This is a genomic window from Companilactobacillus nodensis DSM 19682 = JCM 14932 = NBRC 107160, assembly GCF_000615905.1.
Lineage (GTDB): Bacteria > Bacillota > Bacilli > Lactobacillales > Lactobacillaceae > Companilactobacillus > Companilactobacillus nodensis.
Map to the genome: position 1 here is coordinate 94,597 of NZ_BAMN01000004.1, position 26,766 is coordinate 121,362.

Below are 26,766 nucleotides of genomic sequence, written 5' to 3' on the forward strand. Positions count from 1 at the left end.
AAAAGGATTCTCCTCACGGGGAATCCTTTTTAGTTTATGATCAAGCCTTTAGTTTGCTTACGCGCAATAATAATTGTCAAAATTAACCAGACGATACAAATGATTAATGCTGCCATCGAGAATTGCATCTTAGCTGCCTCTCTAAGCGTACTTGGCGACAACAATGGGAACAGGTCTTTGAGCATATGCAAAGCCACTACAAGCAGCAAATTATTCGTTTTAACGTAGATTGCACCCAACAGTAATCCGAAGGAAATTGCGAAGATCACTTGGATCGAAACATATCCAAAGGAAATACTTTTCAAATTGATCAAATGCATTAATCCAAATAAGATACTAGAACCGACCACAGCGTAATAAGCATTACCTCTGAACTGTTTTAAGAACAACGGGATCAACAGCCCTCGGAAGCAAAACTCTTCGGCTAAACCGACTAAAATCGTCATGATCAGTACATCCATTTGGAACCGCATGTCTTTGACAAAAAACATTGCTGCACTCGAATATGCTACAAAAATTATTGTGGGTAAAGCAGTACTGAACTGATCGAATATTTTATCTGCATTGAACCAATTGATCGATTGGTGAAACCACAGTCGATTCAAGAAGTATGCGACTAAAAATACAATCAGGTCAGCTAACCCTTGTTTGGTATTCGTCGGCAATCCTGACGGTATGATTGTCGCAGCAGTGTACAACATAATTGGAAATATCAACCAAACTACAATTATCTTGAGGGGTGAAGATTTAATTATTTTCATTTTATCTGACGCCACTCTTTTCATTTTTGAATAATTTTAACATTTTTAATTATTTTTAAAAATTATTTGACATGGAACGCGTTCGATATAGTACTCTATACATGTCGATTGGTGGTGGTCGTTACCATTATTCGACGGTAATCCCAACAAATCTTTGATAATCTTGAAAGATTCTCACCCTTCAATGATACTTTCAAGTTGGTCATGTAAATGACCCCAAAATATAAATACTCAAAAATAATAGACGCCATTCGGCGTCTATTTGCTTTTTCTAGTAAAAATATTTTTAAAACTACGACCTAGTACTTGGAAGAATCCTAACGATTGAACAATATCATTAGGATTCACATATTTGCGAATCGTACGCAAAGCTTTTTTGGGATCTTTTGATGAAAAAGTAAACAGACCATTCTTCTTCGTTTTGAAAGCATAACGTGGGATCCACTTACCGCCAAAAATAACTGAGACGATTACTTTATCGACTTCTTTCCAAGGTATTTGAATAAAGTTCTTCTTATCACGATCACTATAAAATTCAAATCCCTTATCACCGATCATGATCTTACCGTATTCTGATAATCCCATGTGAGAAGTCCCATCGATGACGAGATCGGACTTTGTGTTGATTGATTGGACCATTTAATCCACTCCATTTCTTTGACAATTAATAATTATTCATATTATACAACTAAAAAAAGGATGAACCCATAAGAGTCCATCCAATAAGGAGCCAAATGCTCGATTAAATTATTACATAATGTGAAGAACGTGTAGAACAACACCAACAACGAATAATCCAAGGATAATGATGATTGGTGAAACTTTCTTCTTTAGTAACCACATACAGAAGAATGTTAGTAACAAAGCAGCCAAACCTGGTACCAATTGATCCAAGTTATCTTGCAATGTTGTAACTTTGTCAGGTGTTAGTGATAAACCAGCTTTTTGTTGAATAAGAGCTTGTTGAACACCTTTTGCACCTGCTGGTAAATGAGCCCAGTCGATGAAGGCACCTTTATCAAGTTTAACTGTCGAAACAGTCGGTGTGAACTTAACAACAACCCAACGGTTGATCAACGATCCTAAGATAAACATACCTAGAATTGAAGCACCTTTAGTGATGTCTTGTAGCAAACCACCAGACATATCTTCTGTGATAGCTGAACCGGCTTTGTAACCTAGTTCTTGTGTATACCACATGAATCCCATACGAATTGCATTCCATACTACGAAGTAAATGATTGGTCCTAAGATGCTACCTGTCATAGCTAGTGAAGCGGCTAAGGCACCAACAATAGGCTTAACAGTGAACCAGAACACAGGATCACCAATACCAGCCAAAGGACCCATCATACCAACTTTAACACCTTGGATAGCAACGTCGTCAATAGGAGCACCATTGGCACGTTCTTCTTCAAGGGCCATAGTAACACCTAAGATAGGTGAAGCTAAGTAAGGGTGAGTATTAAAGAATTCCAAGTGACGCTTCAAAGCAGCGGCACGGTCTTCCTTAGTTGTATATAATTTTTTAAGTGCTGGAATCAATGAATATGCCCAGCCACCGTTTTGCATACGTTCGTAGTTCCATGAACCTTGGATGAAAGTTGAACGCCACCAAACGGAGATTCTATCTTTTTTAGATAACTTTATTTCTTCTGCCATTTTTTTCTTCCTCCGTCCTAGTAATTATCTATTATGTCGCCAACTGGATCACCGGTGTTTGAACCTCCACCGCCATTGTTTGAACCACCACTCTTAGAAAGAGTTAAGTAGATCAAGGCTAGTGAGATACCGATAGTACCAAGTGCGATAAGTGTAAGCTGTGTAACTGTAGCTAGAACGAAACCAATTGCGAAGAATGGCCATACTTCTTTAGAAGCCATCATGTTGATAACCATTGCATAACCAACAGCAACAACCATACCACCACCAACGGCAAGACCGTCAGTTAACCATGTAGGCATTGCTTGTAGCATACCTCTAACGGGACCAGCACCAACAGCAAGAATCATAGCTGCAGGGATAGCGATACGAACACCTTGTAAACAGATAGCAATAATTTGCCATAGTTCAATCTTTCTAAAACTACCTTCCTCAGCAGCTTTATCCATGATATGAACAATACCAGTTGTGATTGTACGAACGATGATTGTTAGTAACAATCCAGCAACGGCAAGAGGAACAGCGATAGCAATGGCTGATGTAACACCGGCCTTACCTTCGCCACCTAAAACCAAAATAATTGCGGAAGCAACAGATGCCAAAGCAGCATCGGGAGCAACAGCGGCACCAATATTTGCCCAACCTAAGGCGATCATTTGTAGTGAACCACCTAGGATCAAACAAGGTACTAAATTACCTGTAACTAAGCCGATTAAAGTACATGCGATAACGGGTTGGTGAAAATGGAATTCATCAAGAATACCTTCCATACCAGCTAGGAATGATACTAGAACGACTAATACAATTTGAATAGCATTTAATTGCATAAGTATTAACCCTCCATAATATATCTAAAAATTATTTATTCTTATTTATCTCATCTTGAGCTTTGTTCAAGATGGCATCCATATTGTCCTTTGAATCTGTTGGGACTTTACGAACATCAAACTTAACACCTTTATCCTCAAGTTTCTTGAATGTATCGATATCATTTTGGTCAAAAGCCAAAACCTTATTAGGTTGAACTTTACCAACTGAGTGAGCCATTGATCCAACGTTAAGTTCTTTCAATGGAACACCACCTTCAATAGCACGTAGTGCATCTTGAGGTGTTTCGAATAATAGCAATGCACGTTGACCACCGAAGTGTTTGTCATCTTTTGCTAATTTGATCATTTGGTCAACTGGAACAACGTGAGCTTTAACACCAACTGGTGCAGCTTGTTGAATCAATTGAGTACGTAGATCATCTTTAGCAACAGCATCAGATACAACGATAATACGTGTAGGTGTTACTGATTTTGACCATGCAGTAGCAACTTGTCCATGAAGTAGACGTGAATCAATACGTGCTAAGACGTAATCAAATGATCCTGGTCTACCAGCATTAGCTGAAGTATCAGCAGGTGCGGCAGCTTTAGCTTCTTTTGGTTGAAGTGATTCTGGACGAACCTTAACTCCCTCTTTTGCTGTTTCAATGATATGTGCGGCAATTTCTTGGGCACTTTCCATTGATAGACGTGAAGCATATGCTTCGATCAACATTGGTAAGTTCAAGCCGGCAACAACTGCCCACTTGTCCTTATGTGCTTCAAACAAGCCATTGACTTGATTGAAAGGTGTACCACCCCAAAGATCGACTAGGAACAATACTTGGTCTTGGTCTTTAAAAGTAGCAACTGCTTCTTCAAGCTTTGCTTTTAAGTCATCAGGTCCCATATCAGGCATCAATGTAACAGCTTGTACATCTTCTTGCTCACCGAAAATCATAGATCCGGATTGCTTAATGCCCTTGGCGAATTCACCGTGACTAGCAATGATAATCCCTACCATCTTTAATCCTCCTTATATTTATATATGTATTAAAGCGCTTACAACAGCTACCTTATGGTAACGAGTACACAAAAATAAAATTGAATTATTTCATAATCAAAACGCTTTAATGAGCTCACCCTTCATGTGAACCCTTTCATAATATCATTTTTTCAGAAAAAAAACACCACTTTAAACAAAAAAAATCAATTGGCACAAAAATTGCCATAACGTCAAAGAATAATTATTCGCATTTTTTGATTTTTTTACGTCTTCGTTACGATACGGAGTCCTACTGCAATAGGTATTACAGACGGCACTAGTATCGGTATAACCCAAAGTTTACTATTGTTCTAAATAAACAATAGTAGTCAGCTAACAGTATTGAAAAGCCATACGATCCCCGATACTTTCATGTTTTTGTTCCACTTTAGAGAAATAACTAATTTTTTACATTTTTCCAATTATTTATTAAGATTCTCTAAAGTCGTTTTTCATAGAATTTAGTAATGGCACCTTACTTGCGCCTATTAATCCCATAGTTATAGCATTTTTAAAAATTGGTAGCGACCAGTTAATTTCCTGAAAGTGGTAACTACCTCTTAATTAGGAATAATCCACAACTATTTTAATAGTTAACTTAATCGCAATATTTCTTCATCTGAATAACTAGGGCTACCTTGTCATTCTAAAAAATACACTGGATTACTTGTACACAGAATGAACAGGTAAATAGGACAATAAAAAAATCTCTCCGCTCATTTTTTTGAACGAAGAGACTTTTTGTTATTTAGCTAAAGGTTTCATAGTAACTAATTTACCAGTCAAACCAACTTTAACTCCAATGGCAATTTTATCTTTTCTGCTTGGATCAACAACTTGGAACTTATTCTTCTTAACAATACGAGGATTGTTGCTCTTGAAGTCAGCGGGTAACTCTTGGTTTGTTCCTGCAATCAACATAACGATGAACTTGAATCCTGAATCGTGAACCTTAATTGGTGCATAGTGAAGAGTATCACTGTAGAATTCAACCACTGTACCAGCTGGTACAAAGAAGATTTGTCCATCTTCGCTAGGGCTGTACAAGCCCTTTGTATCTAACACTTGGCGTTTACCAAGAACCATGATGACATCTGTTTGGAAGATGTTCAACTCACTACCTTGGTGATATTCAATCGCTGTAAAGCTAGTTGATTGTCCAGTACATTCACCGGCTTCAATTGGCATACCAGCGAAGACATCCGTTCCAATCTCTTGAATCGTATTAATTTCCTCAAGTGCTGGATTAGAAGGTACGTATGTATTACCTGGACTTGAGATCTTAACCTTATTGTTCATAAAGTCGTTGATCTCACTAATATCATAGTCATTATAAACAGTTCCATACTTCTTAAAGTCAGGATCATCGATCGTTAAAATCTTATAATCTGGATTTAGTTTTTGAAAATCTTCATATGTACTCATTAAATGCTTTCCCCTTTTACTGTTTGTTGTTGTTCATTTCAAACATAATCTAACATCTGAAAACGTTTTAGTCAAGTCTAACTTCTGGCAGCAAACTAGCAGCAAAAAGTTCATGAACGCCATTTTATCAGCGTTATTTGGCATTCAAAGCAGCCATTGTAATGTAATTATATGGTTGATTAAAGTGAGGTAAGAAAAAGATATCTAACAATTTGAGCTGATCAATTGTAACTTTTTGTTCAATTGCCAGCGAGAACATATGAATTCCCATAGAAATATCGGCAGTTGAACACATCTGCGCCCCGAGAACTCGGCGATTATCTGCGTCATAGACAATGCGAATCTTAACTTCAGCATTTTCTTTCATGAATCCTGGCTTCTGTGTATCTTCAAAGTCAGTATACAAGACATTGAATCCATTCTTCTTAGCTGCAGTTACTGACATCCCTGTTGAGACCATGTTCAAGCCAAAAATCGAAATACCATTCGATCCCTGCACTCCAGTTGCATCCAACTTAGTTCCACCGACATTATGACCGGCAACAATCCCTGAACGAACGGCATTGGTTGCTAAGGCGATGTAAGTTGTCTTCTCCAAGGCATTCGAATAGATTGTTGCACAATCACCAACAGCATAGACAGAAGGGTCAGATGTCTGTTGATGGTTGTCAACGAAGTAAGCACCATTACGGAATAATTCCAGATAATCTTTGCCTAAGAAGTTATTAGGTAAGAAGCCAATTGCATTGATAACGAGGTCAACTGGATATTCACCCTTGTTAGTTACAACCGCTTCAACCTTATCCGTTCCCTTATATTCCTGAGCACGTTCATTGAAGTGGACATCAATTCCGTGTTTGATCAGATTCTCATCCATCTTGTCAGTGAATTCTTTGTCATAATAACTCGATAGTGAACGATCAGCTGTATCAAATAATAAAACATTCTTATTACGACGTTTAACTGCTTCCGCAATCTCAACTCCGATATATCCCGCTCCAATAACGGCGATGTTTCGGATATCAAATTGATCCAGCAATTTATCAACTGTTTGACCGTCTTGGAACAACTTCAAGAAATGGATATTCTCTAAGTCAGCCCCAGGAATATTGGGCTTGATGGGAACAGATCCTGTAGCCAAGATCAATTTGTCATACTTCTCAACAAATGACTTGCCGTCAAGTGAATTGCAATAAATCTTTTTAGTAATGAAATCAACTTTTGAAACGGAGGTTTCTAAATAAATCTTGGCACCCTTAGCTTCGAAGTCTTCCTTCTTGGTATAGAACAACTTCTCATATGAGTCGATCTGGCGACCGACCCAGAGTGCTGTTCCACAGCCCAAGTAACTCAAATTGCTGTTTTGATCGATCATCGTTACTTCTTGATCAGGATAATTGTCCAACAAAGTATTAGCGGCAGCGATGCGGCATGGTTTGAACCAATGATAATTGTTTTTGTCATTATTTCACCTACTTGATCTACCTATTATTAATTAAGAAAAAAGAAGCTGAACCATCTACGAATGATATCCGGTCAGCTTCTTAATTTAATTTTTTAGATTAGTCTTCTTCTGTGATGGCTGCGTTTGTGTGTGGCAAAATTGATTCTACTTCTGCGTGTGGACGAGGAATTACGTGAACTGATAGTAATTCTCCAACACGTTGTGCAGCTGCTGCTCCGGCATCTGTAGCTGCTTTAACAGCACCAACATCTCCACGAACCATAACTGTGACGATACCACCGCCAACTCTTTCTTTACCTACAAGTGTAACGTTAGCAGCCTTTACCATTGAATCCGCTGCTTCAATTGAACCGATTAGTCCTTTAGTTTCGATCATACCTAATGCATCTGATTTCATTTTTTATTCCTCCTAATTTTCACTCTTAATAATTTTGATTTTTGTACCTGGTGTAACTCCTAGTGCATTGGCTTCTTCAGTATCAATATGTACTTCTAAGCCGGAATTCGCTTTAGCGCGAATGATAACGTCAGTTAATGTACCGCCTCTTGGACCATCGAACTTGATGGCAACTGATTTGCCATTTGTAACACCGAATCTAGCTGCTTCTTCCGGAAGCATGTGAATGTGACGCTTGGCCACGATCACACCTTCTGGAATCTCAAGTGAACCGTTAGGTCCAATGACTGTGATCCCTGGTGTTCCGCTTAAGTCGCCTGACAAGCGCAGAACTCCTTTAACTCCAAGTTTGAATGAGTCTCCTTGTAGGATCTCAACTTGAGTTTGGGGACGGACTGGACCAAGGATTCTCACTTTATTGATCATACCTTTTGGTCCACAGATCATAACGCATTCTTTACTTGCGAATTGACCTGGTTGAGACAAATCCTTCAACTTAGTTAGTTGATAACCTGTTCCAAACAACTTATCTAGTGCATCTTGAGAAAGGTGAATATGTCTATTAGAAATTCCTACTGGAATCGTTTGATCATTAGATGCCGTTGTTGTAGTTGCGGCTGCATTGGTAATTTTCGCTGCATTACTACTACTTGGGCTCAATTTCTCAAGAAGCGTACCTAATAATTCTTCATAATCTTCCATGCTGACCCACCTTTCTCTATGCGTTCATTTGTGTTAACACCTTGCGAACTACATCTGACAATTGTTTCAAATCATCATCTGAGAAGTCCTTCTTAGGAGCTGCTGCTGGTTGTGATGCCGGAGCTGTTTGACAGCTTGAACCTTCACAATCTTCATCTGCGCCAAAGCTATCCACTAGTTCTGGATGATTGAATGACTTGTCATCTTCTACCAATGTAGTTACGTCCTTTAAGCCGTATGCTACTTCTTTGATATTAAGAAGATGTTTAGGACTAACATTCTCTGATACAGAACTTCCACCGTAAGTACCACAGCCTAATGTGAAGGCAATTGGTAAGCCAGTACTGATACCTGTACCACCTTGGCTACCACCGGTATTTACAAGGATACGTGATGCTGGTTTAGCAGCAAATTTCAATACCATGTCGCGGTTATTAGTATGAATACTCATTGTATGACCAATACCATTTTGTAGTAGGTCAATACTCAAGTGACAAGCTTCTTCCCAATCCTTAACCACGTAGAATCCAAGAACAGTTGTAAGTTTTTCGTATGAAAGTGGATAACCTTCACCGACACCGCCTTGTTCTCCAATCAACAATGTTGCTGTTGATGGAACTGTGAATCCTGCTGCGTTAGCAATAGTTTGTGGAGAACGTCCAACAAATTTTGCGTTCATAGCATGTCCACCGTTCTTGAAGAGAACTTTGGTTGCCATATTTGTTTCCTCAGGTGACATGAAGTATGCACCTTTGGCCTTTAATTCACTGATAACTTCGTCTTTGTTGACTTCTTCACAGATAATTGATTGTTCTGAAGCACAAATTGTTCCGTTATCAAATGTCTTACTTGCTACGATTTTAGCAACAGCGTCTTTAACGTTAGCACTGCGTTCGATGTAGGCTGGTGAGTTACCAGCACCAACACCGATAGCTGGCTTACCTGAACTGTATGCGGCCTTGACCATTCCAGGACCACCTGTGGCGATGATCAACTTAACTTCCTTAGCGTGCATCAATTCGTTAGTTGAACCCATTGTTGAGTTACCAACACAACTGATGACACCCTCAGGAGCTCCAGCAGCAACGGCTGCACGGTTCATCATGTCAGCAGCTTTTTTGGTACATTCAGCGGCTGCGGGATGTGGAGCAAAGACGATAGCATTTCTTGACTTCAAGGCGATCATAGCTTTGAAGATTACGGTTGAAGTTGGGTTTGTTGAAGGTACGATACCAAGAACTAATCCAACCGGTTCAGCAACATCCATCAGACCTTTTTCTTTGTCCTCGTGAATGATTCCAACTGTTTTTTCGTCTTTGATTTGTTCGTATAGCAATGTTGATGCGGCATGGTTTTTGTATGCTTTGTCAGCTACCTTACCAAAACCTGTTTCATCAACGGCTGCTTTAGCTAAGCTAACTGAGAACTTTTCTGCGGCTGTCTTCATGCTTTCGAGAATTGCATTAACTTGTGTTTCGTTGAAAGTAGCCATTTCTACAGCTGCCTTATGTCCTGCTCTTGCTAAATCACGTGCTTCTTGAATTGAGCGTAAATCCTTGTCAAAGTTATTCATTACTGATACTCCTCTACTTCCTCAGGTCAATCTTTATTAAAGTAGTCGAACAATGCCTTAATAAGCTTCTCTTTATTGACTCGATAGATATCTTTTCTAGCTATCGGAAAATCCGAATGCTTTTTGGCCATGTTTCTTAGATCAACTACCTTCATGTTCTTCAATTCCTCTTCAGTAATTGCACCTTCAGAAGTTTCTTCAGTCTTTGGAACATCTGCCGAATCCGCATTGTCAGTTGGATTATTTGTCGAAACATCCTCTGTTGGGTCTGCTTCTTCTGCCGATGGCTCTTCTGAATCAACTTCATCATGTTTATCAGTTACGTCCGAATCGTTTTGGTTCGATCTGGATTTGACCTCGTCTATTTGGCTTTCTGTTTCTTTCATTAATTCTTCTACATCATCTTCGTCTGATTTGATTGTTTCAGGTCCTTGTGGAAACAATCCCTCGATACTACTATCAGGCCTTGGAATTACATGAGTTGAACAAAGTAATTCTTCACCGAGATTTCTGACTGCAGAATCAGCTGCATCTACAGCTGTCTTAACGGCGCCGACATCGCCAACAACTGTGACCGTCACCAATCCGCCTCTGACAAATTCTCTAGAGTGTAACTGTACTTCTGCTGTTTTTAACATGACATCGAGAGCCTCGATCGAAGCAATCAAACCATGGGTTTCTACTAATCCTAATGCTTTCATCGCTTACTCCTTTAGACCAAATCGGCCCAGTTGGTGGATACGTTGCATAGAAAATCTTTACTTTATCTGGTGAGCCCCATGTTACCTTGCTGCCCTTAGGTACGAAGGCAACATCTCCAGCATGAGCTGTGTATGTACTTCCGTCGATCGTGATGGTTAATGTTCCATCAATGACATAATCGATTTCTTCATAAGTCAATTCCCAATCAAAATGTGAATGGTCAATTTCCAGGAATCCCGCACTTATATGAGATTCTTCTTTACTAATAATTTCCTGAAAATGAACGTTTGCTTCTGGATTTCCTGTATCGAACACATCCATTTTGACGCTTGACCCATCAACGGTCTTCAAGCCATTGCTATGTTGCTTGTAGATAAATGGTTTATCACTAGCCGTATCTCCAGCTAAAATTGCTTTTAGCATTTCCACGAGTGTCTCTTTAGTCAAATCATTTGGTAAGGCAACATTCAGAGGATTCTCTTCTTTGGCTGTTCCTTCTTCAAACTTGAGATCTAGCGAATCAGCCATGTCTCTTGCTGAAGGAGTAATAATCGTGTTTTTAGTATCAATACAAATCGTCTGAGTGCCTTGTTCGTGTGCCTTCGTAACATCGTCAGCACATATCAATTTTTTCATAGCCTAGCCCTCTCCTATACAGATTCGCAATTTTCATCAATAATACCGACTACAGCTGCATCCACTGGAATCGCATCATCTTCCAGCATTCTTCTGGCAGAAGATCCGGTGGTAATAATTACCCGATCACCGATTCCTGCGCCGATCACGTCGCAGACTACCAATCGTTCCCCATCACGGGAGCCACCGATCAATTCCGCAAGCATGAGTTTCAAGCCGTTTAACCGGTCGGACTTTCTGGTTGCCCAGATATTATCGACTAGTTTCGCTGTTACCATTCTTCTTGAGCCTTGCTTCCCTTTTCAATTGTCTCCATCGCTGACATTACTGATGCGGTATCACCGAAGATTGCCAACATGATCATGTTTTGTGGACATGACCCACGAATATCTTCAACAGTTACACCTACGGCTTTTTCAGCCAAATCTGCTGCACATACCATTTCGATCAACTTACCTTGTACCAAACCTACTGCATCAGGAGTAGGAATTTCTTCTCTAGGTCCTGAACCCTTACGACGTTTCAGAATGGCAAGTGTTCCTTCACCAGGTGATTTAATAATTCTTAAGTCCATAATTTTCCTCTCCTTTACATTAATTGATCCGTACAACTTAAGGCGATTCCTAATGGTGTTACAAACATTGGATTTGCAGGTTTGAACGTTGGAATCTTAGTTCTGGCTTCAATGATATCTTCAAGTCCACCGAGACAAGCCGTTCCACCTACTAGATATAATCCGTCGACATCGTATCCGTCGATTTGTTCTGTAATAATAGAAGCAATCTTTTCAATTACAGGTTTTAGAACTGTAATCAATTCTGGTTGATTCTTAGGATCGCGTTTGAACAACTCTGCTTGGTCAAATGGAAGTTTGTATGATCCAGCTGTTACCAAGGTCAAGTGTGTTCCACCAGTAGCTTCATCAGCTACTTTGATAACTTTTCCATCTTTGATAATCGAGATTCCGGTAGTACCACCACCGATATCAACGACCGCACCGTTTTTGATATTCAAAACTAGATTTGCCACTGTGGGTTCGTCTAGCACATTTGTCAGTTCAAATCCGGCACTTTGGACAACATTCTTAATTGCTCCTCCATCCAAGGTATCTGTCCCTGGAGGTATTGCTGATGCTGCATAAATCAATTCTGTGGAAAGTTGTTCTTCGAGCTTTTCTTTTAATTCTCTAACTATCGTAATAGCACCGATGTAATCGACTACCATTCCATCTCTGACAACATCTGCGTAACGATATGCTCCAGCGACGGGTTGATAATTTTCATCCATTACTACTAATACAATGCAGGCTGTTCCCAAATCGACTCCGGTGTAATAAGTCTTCGTCTTAGTCTTTATAGGCTTCTTGATCACTTGTTCGAATTGGTTTACCAGCTCGTCGCATCTTTGCATATCATTCGCTACCATCATGGCCTTCTCCTATCAATAAATGGATTTCGTTGTCGATACATTGAATCAAACTGTCCAATGAATCACTCTGGGAATCTGTTGTCTGACCTTTCAAACCATTGGCAACCACCTGGCTGCGTTTTAGTTTGATCAAAATCTTCCCTTGTGGTGTAAGGAGGTTTTGTTTGTTTAATTGAGATTGTTCTTCCTTACTTGGAACAATTTCTTCTAATGAATCAACTACTTGGTTTTGTTGAATTTTCACAGGCATCTCAGACAGTGAAAATATTCGCTGACTGGCTGCTAGATCGACTTCATTTGCCTTTAAAGCTGCATCTTGAAGTTCTAGTTCCAACAATTGGAAGTTTTGATTCAACTCCTCGGTCTTTTTTTCGACGTCCTCAACTGTGGTCGTCACTGAATCAACTTTGGAATTGGAATCAACTACTTTTATTTGATGATCTATCAAATATTGTCGAGCTCCAGGTGTTAATCGATCGTCAGAGGCAAGAAAGAATTTGGATAATGGAGTTTTTCTGTTTTCAAATTGAATGTCTTGCTCTGTTATGAAATGCATTAGAATCCACCTCTGCAAATTCTCTTGTACAACCCTTCGAGATCTTCCTTCTTAGGTTGCCTTGGATTTGTAAGTGTACATTTGTCGTTCATAGCTGCCGCTGCCATATCTGGAATTGCTTCCATAAATTCAGCGTTATCAATTCCGCATTCTTCGATCGTCTTCGGAATATTCATTTGCTTGGACATTCTTTGGATTCTGGAAATCAATAAGGTAACACTTGTCTTAGCTGTTCCTGATTGAACTCCCAACATCTTAGCTGCTTGTTGATACTTAGCTAATGCTGGTTCACTATCAGTTGGTAGATCAAGTCCAGCGTTATAAGCGACTACGTATGGTAGTAGCATAGCGTTACATCTTCCGTGAGCAATGTGGAATCTGCCGCCTAAGGCGTGAGCCAAACTGTGGCTGATACCAAGTGATGCCTCACTGAATGCCATTCCGGCCAAACAAGATGCGTTATGAACTTTCTCTCTTAATTCAGCATTGCTTCCATCTTTGTAGACATCTACTAGATCTTCCCAGATGATGCGCATTGCTTTTTCAGCAAGAGCATCTGTAAAATCTGTGGCATCGGTTGAAACGTAGGCCTCAAGTGTATGGGTCAATACGTCCATCCCTGTGTCAGCAGTTACACCAGCAGGTACACTTAATGTAAATTCTGAATCTAAAATTGCAATATCGGGAACCATTGATTCGTCGACTAATGCGTATTTTCCGTTTTTGGCGGGATCAGAGATTACAGCGAAAGATGTAACTTCACTACCAGTACCACTAGTAGTTGGAACACAGATCAGTTGGATCTTCTTATCATTCTTAACTCCGTAATAAATATGTCTAACTGACTTAGCTGTGTCCAATGCAGAACCGCCTCCTAAAGCAATAATTGCATCAGGCTCGATCTCGATTGCTTTGGCGATTCCTTTTGAAACAACATCGATACTTGGATCAGGTACTACTTCTGAAAATACTGCATATGGTGTCTTCAATTCATCAAATACTTTGGTGATATTGTCAACTTTGTGGGACTTTTCCATGAATGGGTCACAGATAACGAGTGCTCGGTTGATACCGAAGTCACGAATCTTATCAACTGCGCCATGTCCCGAATAAATCTTTGTAGGCATTTTGAAACTTCCCATTATTTCGCCTCCTCTCTAATTTAATAATTGATCTAATCTACTTAACTCTTCTGGTTTATCCAGATTTATAATTGCATTTATTTCTTTGATCCCTGTTTCCATTAATTGCCGTTCGGTGTATGAATATTCGTCCTCCGTGTATGATTCGTGGTAAGTTATGATTCCAAATATGGGGATTCGGAAAACTTTTGCGAAGTTCGGTGGATAAGTATCCTTATGAGCTTTCATTGGTTGAATGAACAATCCACATTTGGCTGTTTGTTGTAACGCTATGATGTGGTTGTACATCCAGGGACATTCTAAGTAATTATCCGGTACAGTAACTGTCTCTTTGCGATAAACGATATTGTCAACTTTTCTAAGTGGCACTTCTGATTGCTCAAGATATGTAGCAATAGTTGCTTTACCGCTCAACCTTGGCCCAACGAGCATCACTCTTGGTCTCATGTCTTCGTTACTCCGACAACTTCGAAGCCAAGTACATCTCTGAATACTCGCAGAACCTCGGTCAAACTGACTTCAACGCTTTGTACATCTCCTGAGATAACTACTGAACCTGTGAAACGATCCAAGAATCCAACTGTGACATCAGCTGCTTTTGCGGCTGTGTCTGCAGCAATCATTGCTGTTTCAAAAGGTGATACGTTGAGGATTCCTATGGCTCCATCTTCTTCGATGCCTAATGCTTGATACACATCTTGAATTGGCGAAGCAATCACGTGCGCCAAGGTAACTGTCTTACCTGGAATTGATTCTTCGATCATACGTTGAGTGGTTTCTTTGCTATCCACTGCCATGGGAATTCCTCCTTTCCTTTGAAACTTGCGCTTCTGAACGGGCTTTTGAAAGTCAACATCTTCCGCTTACTACGAATAGCGAGTGTACCAACTGCGTTGCCACCCACGCTATTCTAGGTAATGCTCGGATGTTACCGACTTTCAACACCCTCTGCCTAGTGACGTACAACTCTTACTGGGAAGTCGTATTCTTTGATCCATCCTTCAATTCTTGTTAGATCTGCATCTGACAAGCTTGGATCTTCTTTAACTGGGTAATCGATACCTAGTTGACCATATTTGGCAACTCCTAGTTTGTGGTATGGAAGTAAGTCGATACCGTGGAAGTTTGGCAAGTCTTTGTATGGTGTTAAGAAATCAACGATTTGTTGAATTTCTTCATGACTATCATTAACTTGTTTCAACATAGGCATTCTGATCTTAACGTTGTATCCTCTCTTGAATAATTCTTTCAAGTTAGCGAGAATCTTTTCGTTGCTGATACCAGTCAATTCGTTATGTCTAACTGGATCCATGTGTTTCATATCGAATAGGAATAAGTCAATGTAATCTGCCATTTCCATCAGACGATCCATGCGACTGTGTCCACATGTTTCGATAGCTGTGTTGATTCCATCTTCCTTGCAGGCCTTGAGAATTGCTAAGGCTGCATCAGGTTGAGAAGTACACTCGCCACCGCTCAATGTAACGCCACCACCAGAAGTTTCGTAGAAAGCATCATCTTCATGAACGATCTTCATTAATTCAGATACTGTCTTGATCTCACCTGTGATATGAATGGCACTCATTGGACAAACCTCTTCACATTTACGACAACCGTCACATGAAATGTCACGACGTACTTGGTGATTACCATTTTCATCAATGTAGTGGATACCCTTTGGACAGGCATCGACACAAGCCATACATTGACTACAAATACTTTCTTTGTACATTACTTCGAATTTGCGATTAAGGCCTTCTGGATTAGCGCACCATCTGCAACGTAGTGGACAACCCTTGAGAAAGATGATGGTTCGGATGCCCGGGCCGTCATACAGACTATATTTTTGTACATTGAAAACAAAGGCCTTTCTTTCTATCCGTTCTTTTTCTTGTTCATCAACCATGCTTTCCCATCTCCAGCTCTAAAATCTACAATTGCGTTAGCATTGTACGACTAATAATTTCATCTTGAACGTCTTTACATAATTCAACGAAGAAGGCACTGTATCCAGCAACACGAACGATCAAACCACGATATTGTTCTGGATGCTTTTGAGCATCGATCAATGTTTGATTATCCAAGTAGTTGAATTGCATTTGTCCACAACCTAGAGAATTTGCTGTCTTAAGTAATGTGATCAAACTCTCTTCACCTTCTGGTGTATCCAACAATCCGGCCATGATCTTGTAGTTATGAACCATACCAATGTTCATACTGTCATTTGCCATCTTAGATACTGACTTAACAATAGCTGTAGGGCCTTTGTAGTCTGCACCTTGTGTTGGACTGATACCATCTGATAATGGAACCCAAGCTTTACGACCATTGGCTGATGCACCTGTCATTTGACCAAATGGTGTGTTGTTTGAAATTGACAATGTTCCGTGACTCAAGATTGAATACAATGTATGGAATTGTCTGTGTTCCATTTCAGTAAAGTTGATTAGGTTAGCTGCAATAAGGTCAGCGTAATCATCATCGTTACCATACTTAGGAGCATTCAAGCAATCTGTACGTACTTGTTCGAATCCTTCGAAGTCAGCTTTCAAAGCTTCGTTTAATTGATCCAATGTGTATTTCTTGTCATCGAAGACTAATTTCTTAATTGCTGCCATTGAATCTGTGTATGTAGCAAGTCCTGACCAAACAACACCAGGTCCGAAGTTATACATTGCGCCTCCGGAAGATACGTCCTTACCATGTTCCATACAACCTTCGTACATGATTGACATCAATGGTTTTGGAGCTAAGTCACGGTGAACACGTTGTGAAATAACTGTGGCTACATCAGTCCATTTTGTGATGTACTTGATTTGTTCCTTAACAGCGTGATCGAATTGCTCGAATGTCTTGTATTGTGACAAGTCACCTAAGTCTGGTGTAACTTTCTTGCCATACCATAGTGGAACACCATGGTTAAGTGTTAACTCAATACAGATTGGCCATTGTGTATAGGCTGTTGATGTCCATTGATACAAACGACCTGACTTCTGAGGTTCAACACATCCCATCAAGCAGTAGTCACGGGCATCTTCAATTGATACACCCTTAGCTAACATGATCTTGATATGCGTGTCATCGAAGTGACATGCTGGGAATCCCATTCCGGCACGAACAACATCTACGATCTTCTTGAGATACTTTCTAGGTGAGTGTGCGTGGATACGGCATGCTAATGATGGTTGGTAAACCTTAACGTGTCTTACGGCATCCATTAGTAAGTATGTTAAATCGTTAGTAGCATCTTGACCTTGTCTTGTGATACCACCGACACACATGTTGATGAATGGTTGGTAACCAGCGAAGAACTTAGAACCACCTTCACTTGTGATCCACATCATTTCTGACATCTTGATCAACATACAACCTGCAAGTTCGAAGGCTTCGTAGTTGTTCATACGTCCTGATTCAAGATCGGCTTTGAACAATGGGTACATGTATTGGTCAACACGTCCGATTGACATACCTGTTTGGTTCTCTTCGACAACTAGTAGTGATTCAACTGTCCATACAGCTTGGATTGCTTCGTAGAATGTTTCAGGTTTGTGTGCAGGTACTCTAGCATTGATTTCAGAAATCTTTTGAAGTTCTGCTTTACGTTTTGGATCTGTTTCTTTAGCAGCTTTTTCTGCAGCGAATTCTGACATACGACGAGCGTAAATCATTACACCTTCTGTAGTATCAATAACTGATTTGTAGAAGTAGATCTTTTCGATGTCGTCTGGGTTTTCGTAATCCAATTTTTCGAGGTGTTCTTTGGCCTCGTTTTGGATATCGATCATACCTTTCTTCATCAAGATTACGTCGTAACCTGGGTTTGAATCACCACCACCATTTAGTTGGTGATATGAACAATCTGATACGAATGATTCACCTGATAATTCCCAAACACCGGCTTCACGGTATTGGTCTTCACAATATTCATCGACTGACTTACCTTTCCAATATGGGAAGAGTTCATCACGCATGATCTTCTTATCTTCGTCTGAGATATAGAAAGGATCTTGTGGACGAGTACCGATTGTGTCGATTTCATCTTCCATCCAACGCCAAGCGATATCTGGTGAGAATGCTCCGGCACGAGGTGCTCCGTTAGGTGCTCCAACGATAAGTTCGTTGTCTTGAATTACTAGGGGTGCTGTTTCACAACAGTAGCGGAAACATTTAGCACGTAATTCAATTTTTGGCATACCAGGATTTTCTTTAGCAATCTTAGTAATGGCACGTGCACGATAAGTTGTGATCGATGGTTTTTGATCCAAGTAGTTGTCTTTTAAGGCACTCAATCTTGGTGTGATTCCATCTGGAACTTCTGTTGTTGTTTGATCGTCTAAGTGATCTTGACCAGCTACGATTGCTCCATCAGTTGATTCAATATGATCTGAAACTGATGAGAACATCTTCATTAATGCATTTCTTTCTTCTTGGCTTAGATCAGCTGTTGCTGCGGCGAGTTTAGTTGAAAATTCTTTAACGTCCATCTGACTCCCTCACTTCTTAAATTTATTGATCCATAATTTTCTTTAATACTTTGGCTAATAATTCTTTGTCTGCCGAAATATCTTTTTCTTGAGTTACTTCTTGAACTTGTACATGGTTACGAATATTTGGTTTTGTATACCCGATGTCTCTTTGATAAGTTAGGTTCTCAGCTACAACGTTCTTAGAAATGAATCCTCGTCCAGTAGTTAAACCGCCTAGAATCAATGAAACTGGTAAGGTTGAATTTATTCCGATACTTGAGAAACTTGCTGGTCCGTTAACAATCATTCTCCCGACTGGCTTCTTCAAAGCAAATTCTTTGATAACTGCTTCATCCTTTGAATAGATTGCTAAGGTGTGACCGTTTCTCTTGGTCTTTAATAATCTGATACATTTTTCGCAAGCGTGCATCCAATCTGGTTCAACATAGAATGTTAAGATCGGACACTTCAACTCGTTGGTAAATGGATTCTCATCGAAGATGTAAGGCTTCTCTGATACAAGAACCTTCGTATTCTCCGGTACGCTGAATCCTGATTGTTTGGCTAACCATGTGGCGCTTTGTCCCACGAATAATGGGTTTACATGATCTTCATCTAAGAATAAGCTGCCTAGTAATTGTTCTTCCTCGCTGTCTGACAAGAAGTAAGCTCCTGCTTCTGTCATGTCTGACTTGACCTCGTTAGCAATGACGCCTTCGGCGAGAACAAATTGTTCAGCTGCTGGTAAAAGTCCGTTATCAAATGAGCGACTGTCCACAACTGATTTTGCTGCCTGAACAATATCAGCCGTGTGCTCGATGAAGACTGGTGTTGATCCGGTACCACCGTAGATCATCGGCTTGTTGACAACTTGATTGTTGTCGAAGTACTTTGGAACACCGATGTCGATCACAAGGGCTGTATCGGGGTGAGCAAGTATCTGTGTAACACCTTCATCAGCTGTGTTCTCCATATAACCGATGGCTCCTTGTGGAAGTCCCGATTCCTGGCAAATATGAGCTACTTTGCTATAAAATCTTGCAACGACTTTTTCGGTTCTTGGTTGTGGTACTAAGATAACTGTGTTGCCGGATTTAATAGCAATCAGTGTTGCGTACAAACTGTTCAAAATAATATTTTCAGTTGGTAGTAATACTGCAACGACCCCTAGTGAAACACCAATCGTTTCGATTTGATTATGGGAATTCTCCTTCAAGCTTCCGATAACTTTTTGATTTTTAAGTTTGTCTTCTAGAATAGGAAGAAATTCTTCAAATAGTTTTAATTTGTCTTTTTTAACGCCAGCCTTTGTTTCCGCAATTTCCAAATCCACTAATTCAGGGATTTCAATGAGAATGTCTGACATTAACTTATCAATTACTCGGTCAAGGTCTTGTTGACCGTATTCCTTCAAAAGAACATGGGCATCGCGCGCAGATTCGACTAATATCCTTGCTTCCTGGACTGATTTCAGATCTTTATCCACAAACTGCATTTTGCCCAACTCCTTCTATTATTCTTCATCCAATAATATGTCTAATGAGTAGCGGTCGATAATCTTGTTCAAGTCTTGATGAGGACTCGCGATAACGACTGAGCTGTATACTTCAGCTCCCATATTTTCTACTGCTTTAACCCCTGCTTCAACGGCTGATTTACATGCGGCTACATCGCCTTGGACGATTACCGAGATATAACCTGAAGCCGTATTTTCATAACCGACTACATCGACATCTGCGGCTTTACACATTGCATCAGCTGCTTGAACTACAAAGACGAGGCCGAATGTTTCAATAGCACCGATTGCTTGGTATGTCTTCATATTCTCTCTCCTCGTACTTTACTGATGATCGATATCGTGAACTGAGACGATATCGCCAACTGCTGGGATTGGTCTAGGAATTACGTTCTTGGCAGTTAACTTACCGATTGAGTCAGCTGCAATTGCTCCAGCTTCAACGGATGCCTCAACTGCGGCAACGTCACCCTTGATCATGATTGTTACTAATGTGGAACCGATGTTTTCGTAAGAGATCAACTCTACGTCCGCGGCTTTTAGCATTACGTCCGCAGCTTTCAAAGCTGGAACTAAGCCAATGGTTTCTATGAAGCCTACTGCTTCTTCGCCTCTAAATCTCACATCTCTGCCTCCTTACGCAACCCGATAACGTTTATCAACGTATTTTTCAACGGTACTTTTACCGTCATCAGTAATTCTGTATTTCATGACCAGATCACCGTTCTCATTTAAGTCGTAACTTGACATTTCTGCCAATCCATTAGCTTCAAGAGCCATTAAATGATCGAGATACATTTTTTCGTTAAATTGTTTTTCATTTCCGTAATCGTCTTTTAATGCTGCCATAACTGACTTAACGTCGACTTCGTCTTTATCAAACATATGATTTAAAACTGCCATTCTGCTAGGTAATAACATCTTATGCATCTCCTTTTCTAAATAGATCCAAAGGATTCATTGTAACGACGATGGCACCAAGCACGATAACGATTGATCCAATGACGATTGTTGGTGTTAATGCTTGTCCTAAGAACATTACTGAGAATAAAACGCCCCAGAATGCGTATGTAACGTTAAGTGACATACCAACCGCACATCCAACCATTGAATTAGCCTTATACCAACTAACGAATGAAATTGCTGCACTCATTCCGGCAATTGCTAACCAAAGCATTGGTGATGGAGCTGAAAGTGTTCCGCCAAGTAATTTGATACCGCCACCGATAAGTGGAACAACAATAAGTAATGCGAATAAACCTGAGATTAATTCACGTAGGTTAACTGCTACGTCAGTATCGATCATTGCACCACCAAAACTTGAGAAGACTCCTTCAAGTCCCCAAGCAACAGCGGCGATCAATGCGCAAATAATTCCTAAAGTAAAGTTTGGTGCACCTTCGGGTTTAACGAAGTTAATAACGATTGCTCCAGCAACACACATTACCATTCCCAAAACAACACGCTTTGTTGGTCGCTGTTTCAAGAAGATCCAAGCAAATAACGCTCCGAACAAACTACATGTTGCCGAGATCGGAATTGCATAAGCACCCGCTAATGCTAATCCGACTAGATAAGCACCGTTAGCAATTGGTCCGCCTAATAGGAAACCAATAACTAACATCTTTCCTGGTTTAGTTTTCAATGTACGTCCAAGTTCTCTTAATCGACCTTGCTTTGCGTTATAGAATAATAACCAAATTCCCGCAAACAAGTCGTTCAATCCTGAAGCAACAAATGGTGCTGCTAGAATTCCTGCGGCACTTACTAGTGGGTTATAACCACTGGCCACAACTACCAAGGTTGAATAAATACCATATGTCAATCCAGAAACTAAACCGTTGGAAATTCCAGTTACCTGGAATTTTTTACCAGCGGCTTTCATTTGTGTATCCGCAGATACTACGGAAGTATTCATAATGCTCTTTCCACTATTCATAGGAATCCTCCTTATTCAGTTACATCTACAGGTGCATTTGGAAGAATTGATTCAACTTCACTGTGTGGACGAGGAATTACGTGAACTGATAATACTTCTCCAACACGTTCTGCTGCTGCTGCTCCTGCGTCTGTGGCTGCCTTAACGGCTCCAACATCGCCTCTTACCATTACAGTAACGATTCCGCCACCAACAAGTTCTTTTCCTATCAATGAGACATTCGCAGCCTTTACCATGGCATCAGCCGCTTCAATTGATCCTACCAAGCCTTTTGTTTCTACCATACCTAATGCATCGAACTTCATAATCGTTCCTCCTAGTTTGTATGTAATTAAGCGCTTACATAACTTAACGATTTAAATATAGAACCTCCCCTTATGGTAGGGTCAACATCGAATTTTGCTATTGTGCATTTTTTCACATCAAGACTTATTTGGCACGTTATTACTTTTAAAATATTGAGTAAAAAATAACTTGTGATTTCGGTACAAATGCCGTTTAAACAGGATTCTCTGGCTCATTTGCTAATAAATTGGGTAGTTAAGTACCAACAATAATAAATTCGAAATAAAAAAAATAAATTATTTTGAACGATCTATTTTGGAATAAAAAACACATTTTTAGATTTTTTTATAACTTTTTAAAAAAATATTCCCAAATGTTTTTTGAAGTGGAATATTTTATACGATGCTGATATACCAGTATTTCACCTGCTATTTGTTTAAAAATATACCTCATTTAGTAAACCCTGTCCTATGGGTACGGGTATAATTAACTATATATAGATGGAATAATTATTTCATTCTGTTTTTGTTAGTAATTCAAAATAGGTAACAAAAAAACCTCAAAAATTAGTTTTTGAGGTTAATACACTAAATAGCCGATTTAACAAGATAAATCAGCTAGTTTTTTCAAATGATTTTTACTTGTGATTTTTTCACTATATTCGAACTTTTGGACAAAAAAATAAGTTTTGAACTATTCAAATTCAATAGCTCAAAACTTATTCTTAAGATATTTTTTCTGCTGGTATCATGATCTCACAAACAAAACTGTTTTCGTCCTTCGTTGCCCAATAATCAACCAGATATCGTTCATAACATTCTGAACCTAATTGATAGCCATGATCATCGGCCCAGACTTCTAAATCATGATACTTAGACGCCGATGTATCTGGAGCGCCCACATTATAAGTGCATAAATACATTTGTCCGCCGAAATCGATCGTAGGAATTCGATGCGGATCGTTCCTGACCGGCTTCTGCATAATTGATGCTCTTGAAATCGTTCCGGCAGCCTTGTCCTGATAATTATCAAATGACAATATAACGGGACCAGTTATAGCTGAACCGTTCTCCTCCAAGTGATTAATCCAAGGTAGATTGATAATTGAATCTTTATAATCGTACTTAAAATCTTGTTCCAAAGAATAATATTGTTCCTGTTCCACATACTTCAAAGTAATACTAGAAAGCCCATTCTCCACCGCCATGTTACCCTCATGCAACATACCGACCCAATCATAGATTGATTGATAGCGATTTTGTAATTCTCTTTCCTCTTTCTTTAACTCGTCTAACTTAGTAAGGAAGTTCCGTTCATGAAAGAAGCAGTCACAAGTATCCCCAACACCATTCATTTCCTGTAGATGAAAGCCCATTTGCTTGTAATATTTCAAAATTGGGACCGTGTTTAAGGTATCGTCACTATAATAGCGATATCCATTGTCTGGACTTACATAGTCTGGAATCAGTAAGCCCAACTCTTCATAAAAGCGTAATGTCTTGCGCGAAACGCCACAAATTTTGGCAGTCTCGCCGATAGTATGGAGTTTATCCATATCTGTTTTAGCCATATCCACTTTGCTGCCTCCCAACTAACTAAATAACAACCATTGCGAATGCAATAGTTGTTTCATCCGTAGTAATATTGATCTACCTGTTTAACCAATTCAAATTATGATTACATTTTGTGGAGTTGTCAAGCGCTTTCAAAAACTGACACGTAAACATCATAATGTTTTTAATAAAAGGATATTTTCCTAAAAATTATTTTACGTTTTGTATAGTAAACAAAAAAGAGAGCGTGGCAAAACACGTTTAGCTTCTGAGTATAACCTAAAAAAGCAGCGTATTTACTTACGTAAATACGCTGCTTTGTAGTTAAACGGAAGAAGTTGTGTTTTGCCGCGCGTTTAAGCTGCAAGTTTAGTGACTTATATAGTTACGTCACAACTCCTTTATCTTATACACATTTTATTTGATCGTAACTTTAACAACTTCATCATCAGAATCAATCTTTCGGTCAAGTGTCTGATACTTCATATAACCAACAACAGGCATATTAGTGATAATGACCATGACGTCTGTCTTTTTACCAGCTTCTTCAACCTTAGCGAGATTCATATCGGCTAACGCATCACCGTGGACAACTTTTTGTCCTTCAGTGACTAAGACATTAAATGGCTCACCTTTTAGTTGAACCGTATCAATTCCCATATGAACCAAAACTTCTAATCCATTAGGGGTAGTAATACCAATAGCATGCTTAGTTGGGAAAACCGTCGATATCTCCCCATCAACTGGTGCAACAATTTTTCCATCGGTTGGAATGACTGCATAACCATCACCAAGCATCTTTTGAGCAAAGGTCGGATCAGATACGTTCTCAATATCTTCTAACTCACCATTGCCTATACTATAGAAGATATCCGTCTCACCTGACTTGATATTATCAGCGACGGGAGCCGTTGGCTCTTCTTTTTTAGTTGATGTAGCAGCGGTTACAGCTGCATTTTCTTTGTATAATTTGTTCAAAGCACCCGCAACAAATTGCACTTCAGTTCCAATAACGATTTGAATGTTGTTCTTATCCAAGATATTGATACCTGCGGCACCGGATGACTTAACTGTGGCTTGGTCAACTTTATCAGTATCAAATAATTGAAGACGTAAGCGTGTCGTACAGTTATCAATGACTTTGATATTATCATGACCGCCAATACCGGCATAAACCTTTTTGGCAGCAATCATATACTTATCATCATCGTCGAATGTTTCGACTGCAACTGAATCATCATTAGTTGTTTCTAATGGTTCACGACCTGGCGTCATCAGATTAAACTTCTTGATAGCAAAGTTAAATCCGAAGTAATAAATGAATGCCATGACTACACCTTGAGCCAATAGCATCAAGGGATGATTGGCAATTGGCATGTGCAAACTCAGGACATAATCGACTAATCCGGCACTGAATGTAAATCCAGCTGTCCAATGCATGAAAGCAGCAAATGCCATTGATAAACCTGTGAAAACGGCATGGATCACATATAGTGGCCAAGCAACGAACATAAATGAAAATTCTAGCGGTTCGGTAACACCGGTAAAGAATGATGCAAAAGCTCCAGCCATCATCAACCCGGCGGTGGCCTTTTTACGTTCTGGCAAAGCATTCTGATAAATAGCTAAGGCACCAGCTGGTAATCCAAACATCATAACGGGGAAATATCCTGCTAGATACATACCTGTGATACCTCTTGTTCCTTTATTTGCCCAGAAATTACCAATATCATTGATACCGGCAATATTGAATTCAAAGACTTGGTTCAATGCTTGATGTAATCCTGTTGGGATCAACAAGCGATTGAAGAATCCGAACAATCCAGCACCCCATGGTCCGAGTTGAACGAAGAACTTACCAAATGAAATTAGAGCGTTATATAACGTTGGCCAAACAAATAGTAAAATAACGGTGAACAATAACATAACTAATGAAGCCATGATAGGTACCAATCTCTTACCACTAAAGAATAATAATGCCATTGGTAATTTTGTTTCGTGGAATCGATCATATAACGCCGCTGCAGTTAATCCGGCAATGATACCGATGAAGACATTACCTGAGATGGCATTAAAAGCTGGATCAACATTTTTAACGCTGATGCCTTTTAACAGTGCGACGTTAGCAGGAGCCAATACTCCAACCGGTACAATGTAAGCTACCACACCAGCTAATGCTGATGCTCCGTCTTTTTCCTTAGCTATCCCCAGTGCTAACCCAACTGCAAACAACAGTGCAAGTTGCCCCAGAATAGCAGTACCACCTGCTTGTAAGAATTGCGCTAGAGCCCAATTAGCTGGCATCCAGTGTCCAATACCTACAAGAAGGGCTGCTGCTGGTAGAACGGCAACGGGAAGTTGAAGTGAACGTCCCATTCTTTGTAAATATGTTTTCATTTTTGTGTTTTCCCTCCAAAAATAGCAAAATAAATCAACGAATCCTATATTAATGGTATACCTGCAATATTTCAAGAAAAAATCATTGTGGTATATACCTATGAAATGATTAGCTATATTTTCATGATTTATATATTAATAATTGGTATACCCCATTAATGATAATTTTATGCTTCAATATAACAAAATTCTAATATGATTATTAAGATTGACATAATTGCAAATACCTGTTAATTTATATATATAATATTTTTAAGGAGTGGAACTGGACTGAAAACGAATATCGCAATTATCTCCGGTACTAAAA

General features: G+C 39.6%; 28 protein-coding genes and 1 pseudogene. All 29 read right to left on the minus strand.

Going from position 1 to position 26,766, the window contains the following annotated elements; translation table 11 throughout:
• Positions 1-29: 29 nt before the first annotated feature.
• The 29 genes and pseudogenes from JCM14932_RS04100 to nagE all read right to left on the minus strand — a co-directional run bounded on the left by JCM14932_RS04100 (position 30) and on the right by nagE (position 26,459).
• Positions 30-761, minus strand: a complete 732-nt coding sequence (locus JCM14932_RS04100; protein WP_025023762.1) for a CPBP family intramembrane glutamic endopeptidase — start codon at positions 759-761, stop codon at positions 30-32.
• 258 nt (positions 762-1,019) lie between these two features.
• Positions 1,020-1,400, minus strand: a complete 381-nt coding sequence (locus tag JCM14932_RS04105) for a DUF956 family protein (RefSeq protein WP_025023763.1) — start codon at positions 1,398-1,400, stop codon at positions 1,020-1,022.
• Positions 1,401-1,511: 111 nt separating this feature from the next.
• The gene (locus JCM14932_RS04110) at positions 1,512-2,423 is read right to left on the minus strand and encodes a PTS system mannose/fructose/sorbose family transporter subunit IID (RefSeq protein WP_025023764.1); all 912 of its coding nucleotides are present in this window, start codon (positions 2,421-2,423) and stop codon (positions 1,512-1,514) included.
• Positions 2,424-2,440: 17 nt separating this feature from the next.
• The gene (locus JCM14932_RS04115) at positions 2,441-3,250 is read right to left on the minus strand and encodes a PTS mannose/fructose/sorbose transporter subunit IIC (protein WP_025023765.1); all 810 of its coding nucleotides are present in this window, start codon (positions 3,248-3,250) and stop codon (positions 2,441-2,443) included.
• Positions 3,251-3,281: 31 nt separating this feature from the next.
• Entirely contained in the window at positions 3,282-4,256 is a 975-nt protein-coding gene (locus JCM14932_RS04120) for a mannose/fructose/sorbose PTS transporter subunit IIA (protein WP_025023766.1), read from the minus strand.
• Between the two features lie 765 nt (positions 4,257-5,021).
• Entirely contained in the window at positions 5,022-5,702 is a 681-nt protein-coding gene (locus JCM14932_RS04125; protein WP_025023767.1) for a DUF4867 family protein, read from the minus strand.
• A 133-nt stretch (positions 5,703-5,835) separates the two neighbouring features.
• Positions 5,836-7,166 (minus strand): annotated as a pseudogene (gene nox, locus JCM14932_RS14465) (H2O-forming NADH oxidase).
• 98 nt (positions 7,167-7,264) lie between these two features.
• Positions 7,265-7,564 carry a BMC domain-containing protein gene (locus tag JCM14932_RS04135; protein WP_025023768.1) on the minus strand — a complete coding sequence of 100 codons (300 nt, stop codon included), beginning with the start codon at positions 7,562-7,564 and terminating at the stop codon, positions 7,265-7,267.
• A gap of 12 nt (positions 7,565-7,576) precedes the next feature.
• Complete coding sequence (gene pduL, locus JCM14932_RS04140; RefSeq protein WP_025023769.1) at positions 7,577-8,266, minus strand: phosphate propanoyltransferase; 690 nt, start codon at positions 8,264-8,266, stop codon at positions 7,577-7,579.
• A gap of 16 nt (positions 8,267-8,282) precedes the next feature.
• Positions 8,283-9,839 carry an acetaldehyde dehydrogenase (acetylating) gene (locus JCM14932_RS04145; protein WP_025023770.1) on the minus strand — a complete coding sequence of 519 codons (1,557 nt, stop codon included), beginning with the start codon at positions 9,837-9,839 and terminating at the stop codon, positions 8,283-8,285.
• Positions 9,840-9,865: 26 nt separating this feature from the next.
• On the minus strand, positions 9,866-10,540 hold the full coding sequence (locus JCM14932_RS17540) for a BMC domain-containing protein (RefSeq protein WP_025023771.1): 675 nt from the start codon (positions 10,538-10,540) through the stop codon (positions 9,866-9,868).
• Positions 10,443-11,177, minus strand: coding sequence for a EutQ-related cupin domain-containing protein (locus tag JCM14932_RS14470; protein ID WP_369342635.1), 735 nt, complete (start codon positions 11,175-11,177; stop codon positions 10,443-10,445). Before JCM14932_RS14470 ends, JCM14932_RS17540 begins: the two co-directional genes overlap by 98 nt.
• Positions 11,178-11,191: 14 nt before the next feature.
• On the minus strand, positions 11,192-11,455 hold the full coding sequence (locus JCM14932_RS04160; protein ID WP_025023772.1) for a EutN/CcmL family microcompartment protein: 264 nt from the start codon (positions 11,453-11,455) through the stop codon (positions 11,192-11,194).
• The gene (locus JCM14932_RS04165) at positions 11,449-11,751 is read right to left on the minus strand and encodes a bacterial microcompartment protein (RefSeq protein ID WP_025023773.1); all 303 of its coding nucleotides are present in this window, start codon (positions 11,749-11,751) and stop codon (positions 11,449-11,451) included. The genes JCM14932_RS04160 and JCM14932_RS04165 overlap by 7 nt, the downstream gene beginning before the upstream one ends.
• A 14-nt stretch (positions 11,752-11,765) precedes the next feature.
• Entirely contained in the window at positions 11,766-12,605 is an 840-nt protein-coding gene (eutJ, locus tag JCM14932_RS04170) for an ethanolamine utilization protein EutJ (protein WP_420834777.1), read from the minus strand.
• A complete protein-coding gene (locus tag JCM14932_RS04175; RefSeq protein WP_025023775.1) occupies positions 12,589-13,161 on the minus strand; it encodes a hypothetical protein in 573 nt (190 codons plus the stop codon). The genes eutJ and JCM14932_RS04175 overlap by 17 nt, the downstream gene beginning before the upstream one ends.
• Positions 13,161-14,303 carry a 1-propanol dehydrogenase PduQ gene (locus JCM14932_RS04180; RefSeq protein ID WP_025023776.1) on the minus strand — a complete coding sequence of 381 codons (1,143 nt, stop codon included), beginning with the start codon at positions 14,301-14,303 and terminating at the stop codon, positions 13,161-13,163. Before JCM14932_RS04180 ends, JCM14932_RS04175 begins: the two co-directional genes overlap by 1 nt.
• A gap of 15 nt (positions 14,304-14,318) precedes the next feature.
• Complete coding sequence (locus JCM14932_RS04185; protein WP_025023777.1) at positions 14,319-14,750, minus strand: EutP/PduV family microcompartment system protein; 432 nt, start codon at positions 14,748-14,750, stop codon at positions 14,319-14,321.
• The gene (locus JCM14932_RS04190; RefSeq protein WP_025023778.1) at positions 14,747-15,100 is read right to left on the minus strand and encodes a BMC domain-containing protein; all 354 of its coding nucleotides are present in this window, start codon (positions 15,098-15,100) and stop codon (positions 14,747-14,749) included. The genes JCM14932_RS04185 and JCM14932_RS04190 overlap by 4 nt, the downstream gene beginning before the upstream one ends.
• 155 nt (positions 15,101-15,255) lie before the next feature.
• Entirely contained in the window at positions 15,256-16,209 is a 954-nt protein-coding gene (gene cutD, locus JCM14932_RS04195; protein WP_025023779.1) for a choline TMA-lyase-activating enzyme, read from the minus strand.
• Positions 16,210-16,234: 25 nt separating this feature from the next.
• Positions 16,235-18,787 (minus strand): choline trimethylamine-lyase, encoded by a 2,553-nt coding sequence (cutC, locus tag JCM14932_RS04200; protein WP_025023780.1) that lies wholly within the window; start codon positions 18,785-18,787, stop codon positions 16,235-16,237.
• A 22-nt stretch (positions 18,788-18,809) separates the two neighbouring features.
• Positions 18,810-20,264, minus strand: coding sequence for an aldehyde dehydrogenase family protein (locus JCM14932_RS04205; RefSeq protein ID WP_025023781.1), 1,455 nt, complete (start codon positions 20,262-20,264; stop codon positions 18,810-18,812).
• Between the two features lie 18 nt (positions 20,265-20,282).
• Positions 20,283-20,591: a BMC domain-containing protein gene (locus tag JCM14932_RS04210; protein WP_025023782.1), complete on the minus strand. Its 309-nt coding sequence runs from the start codon at positions 20,589-20,591 to the stop codon at positions 20,283-20,285.
• Positions 20,592-20,609: 18 nt separating this feature from the next.
• On the minus strand, positions 20,610-20,909 hold the full coding sequence (locus JCM14932_RS04215) for a BMC domain-containing protein (protein ID WP_025023783.1): 300 nt from the start codon (positions 20,907-20,909) through the stop codon (positions 20,610-20,612).
• A gap of 12 nt (positions 20,910-20,921) precedes the next feature.
• A complete protein-coding gene (locus JCM14932_RS04220; protein ID WP_025023784.1) occupies positions 20,922-21,206 on the minus strand; it encodes a hypothetical protein in 285 nt (94 codons plus the stop codon).
• Position 21,207: 1 nt separating this feature from the next.
• On the minus strand, positions 21,208-22,224 hold the full coding sequence (locus JCM14932_RS04225; RefSeq protein WP_025023785.1) for a DMT family transporter: 1,017 nt from the start codon (positions 22,222-22,224) through the stop codon (positions 21,208-21,210).
• 11 nt (positions 22,225-22,235) lie between these two features.
• Entirely contained in the window at positions 22,236-22,529 is a 294-nt protein-coding gene (locus JCM14932_RS04230) for a BMC domain-containing protein (protein ID WP_025023786.1), read from the minus strand.
• 704 nt (positions 22,530-23,233) lie between these two features.
• Positions 23,234-24,079, minus strand: a complete 846-nt coding sequence (locus JCM14932_RS04235) for a MerR family transcriptional regulator (protein WP_025023787.1) — start codon at positions 24,077-24,079, stop codon at positions 23,234-23,236.
• A 400-nt stretch (positions 24,080-24,479) separates the two neighbouring features.
• The gene (gene nagE / locus JCM14932_RS04240) at positions 24,480-26,459 is read right to left on the minus strand and encodes an N-acetylglucosamine-specific PTS transporter subunit IIBC (RefSeq protein ID WP_025023788.1); all 1,980 of its coding nucleotides are present in this window, start codon (positions 26,457-26,459) and stop codon (positions 24,480-24,482) included.
• Between the last annotated feature and the right edge of the window lie 307 nt (positions 26,460-26,766).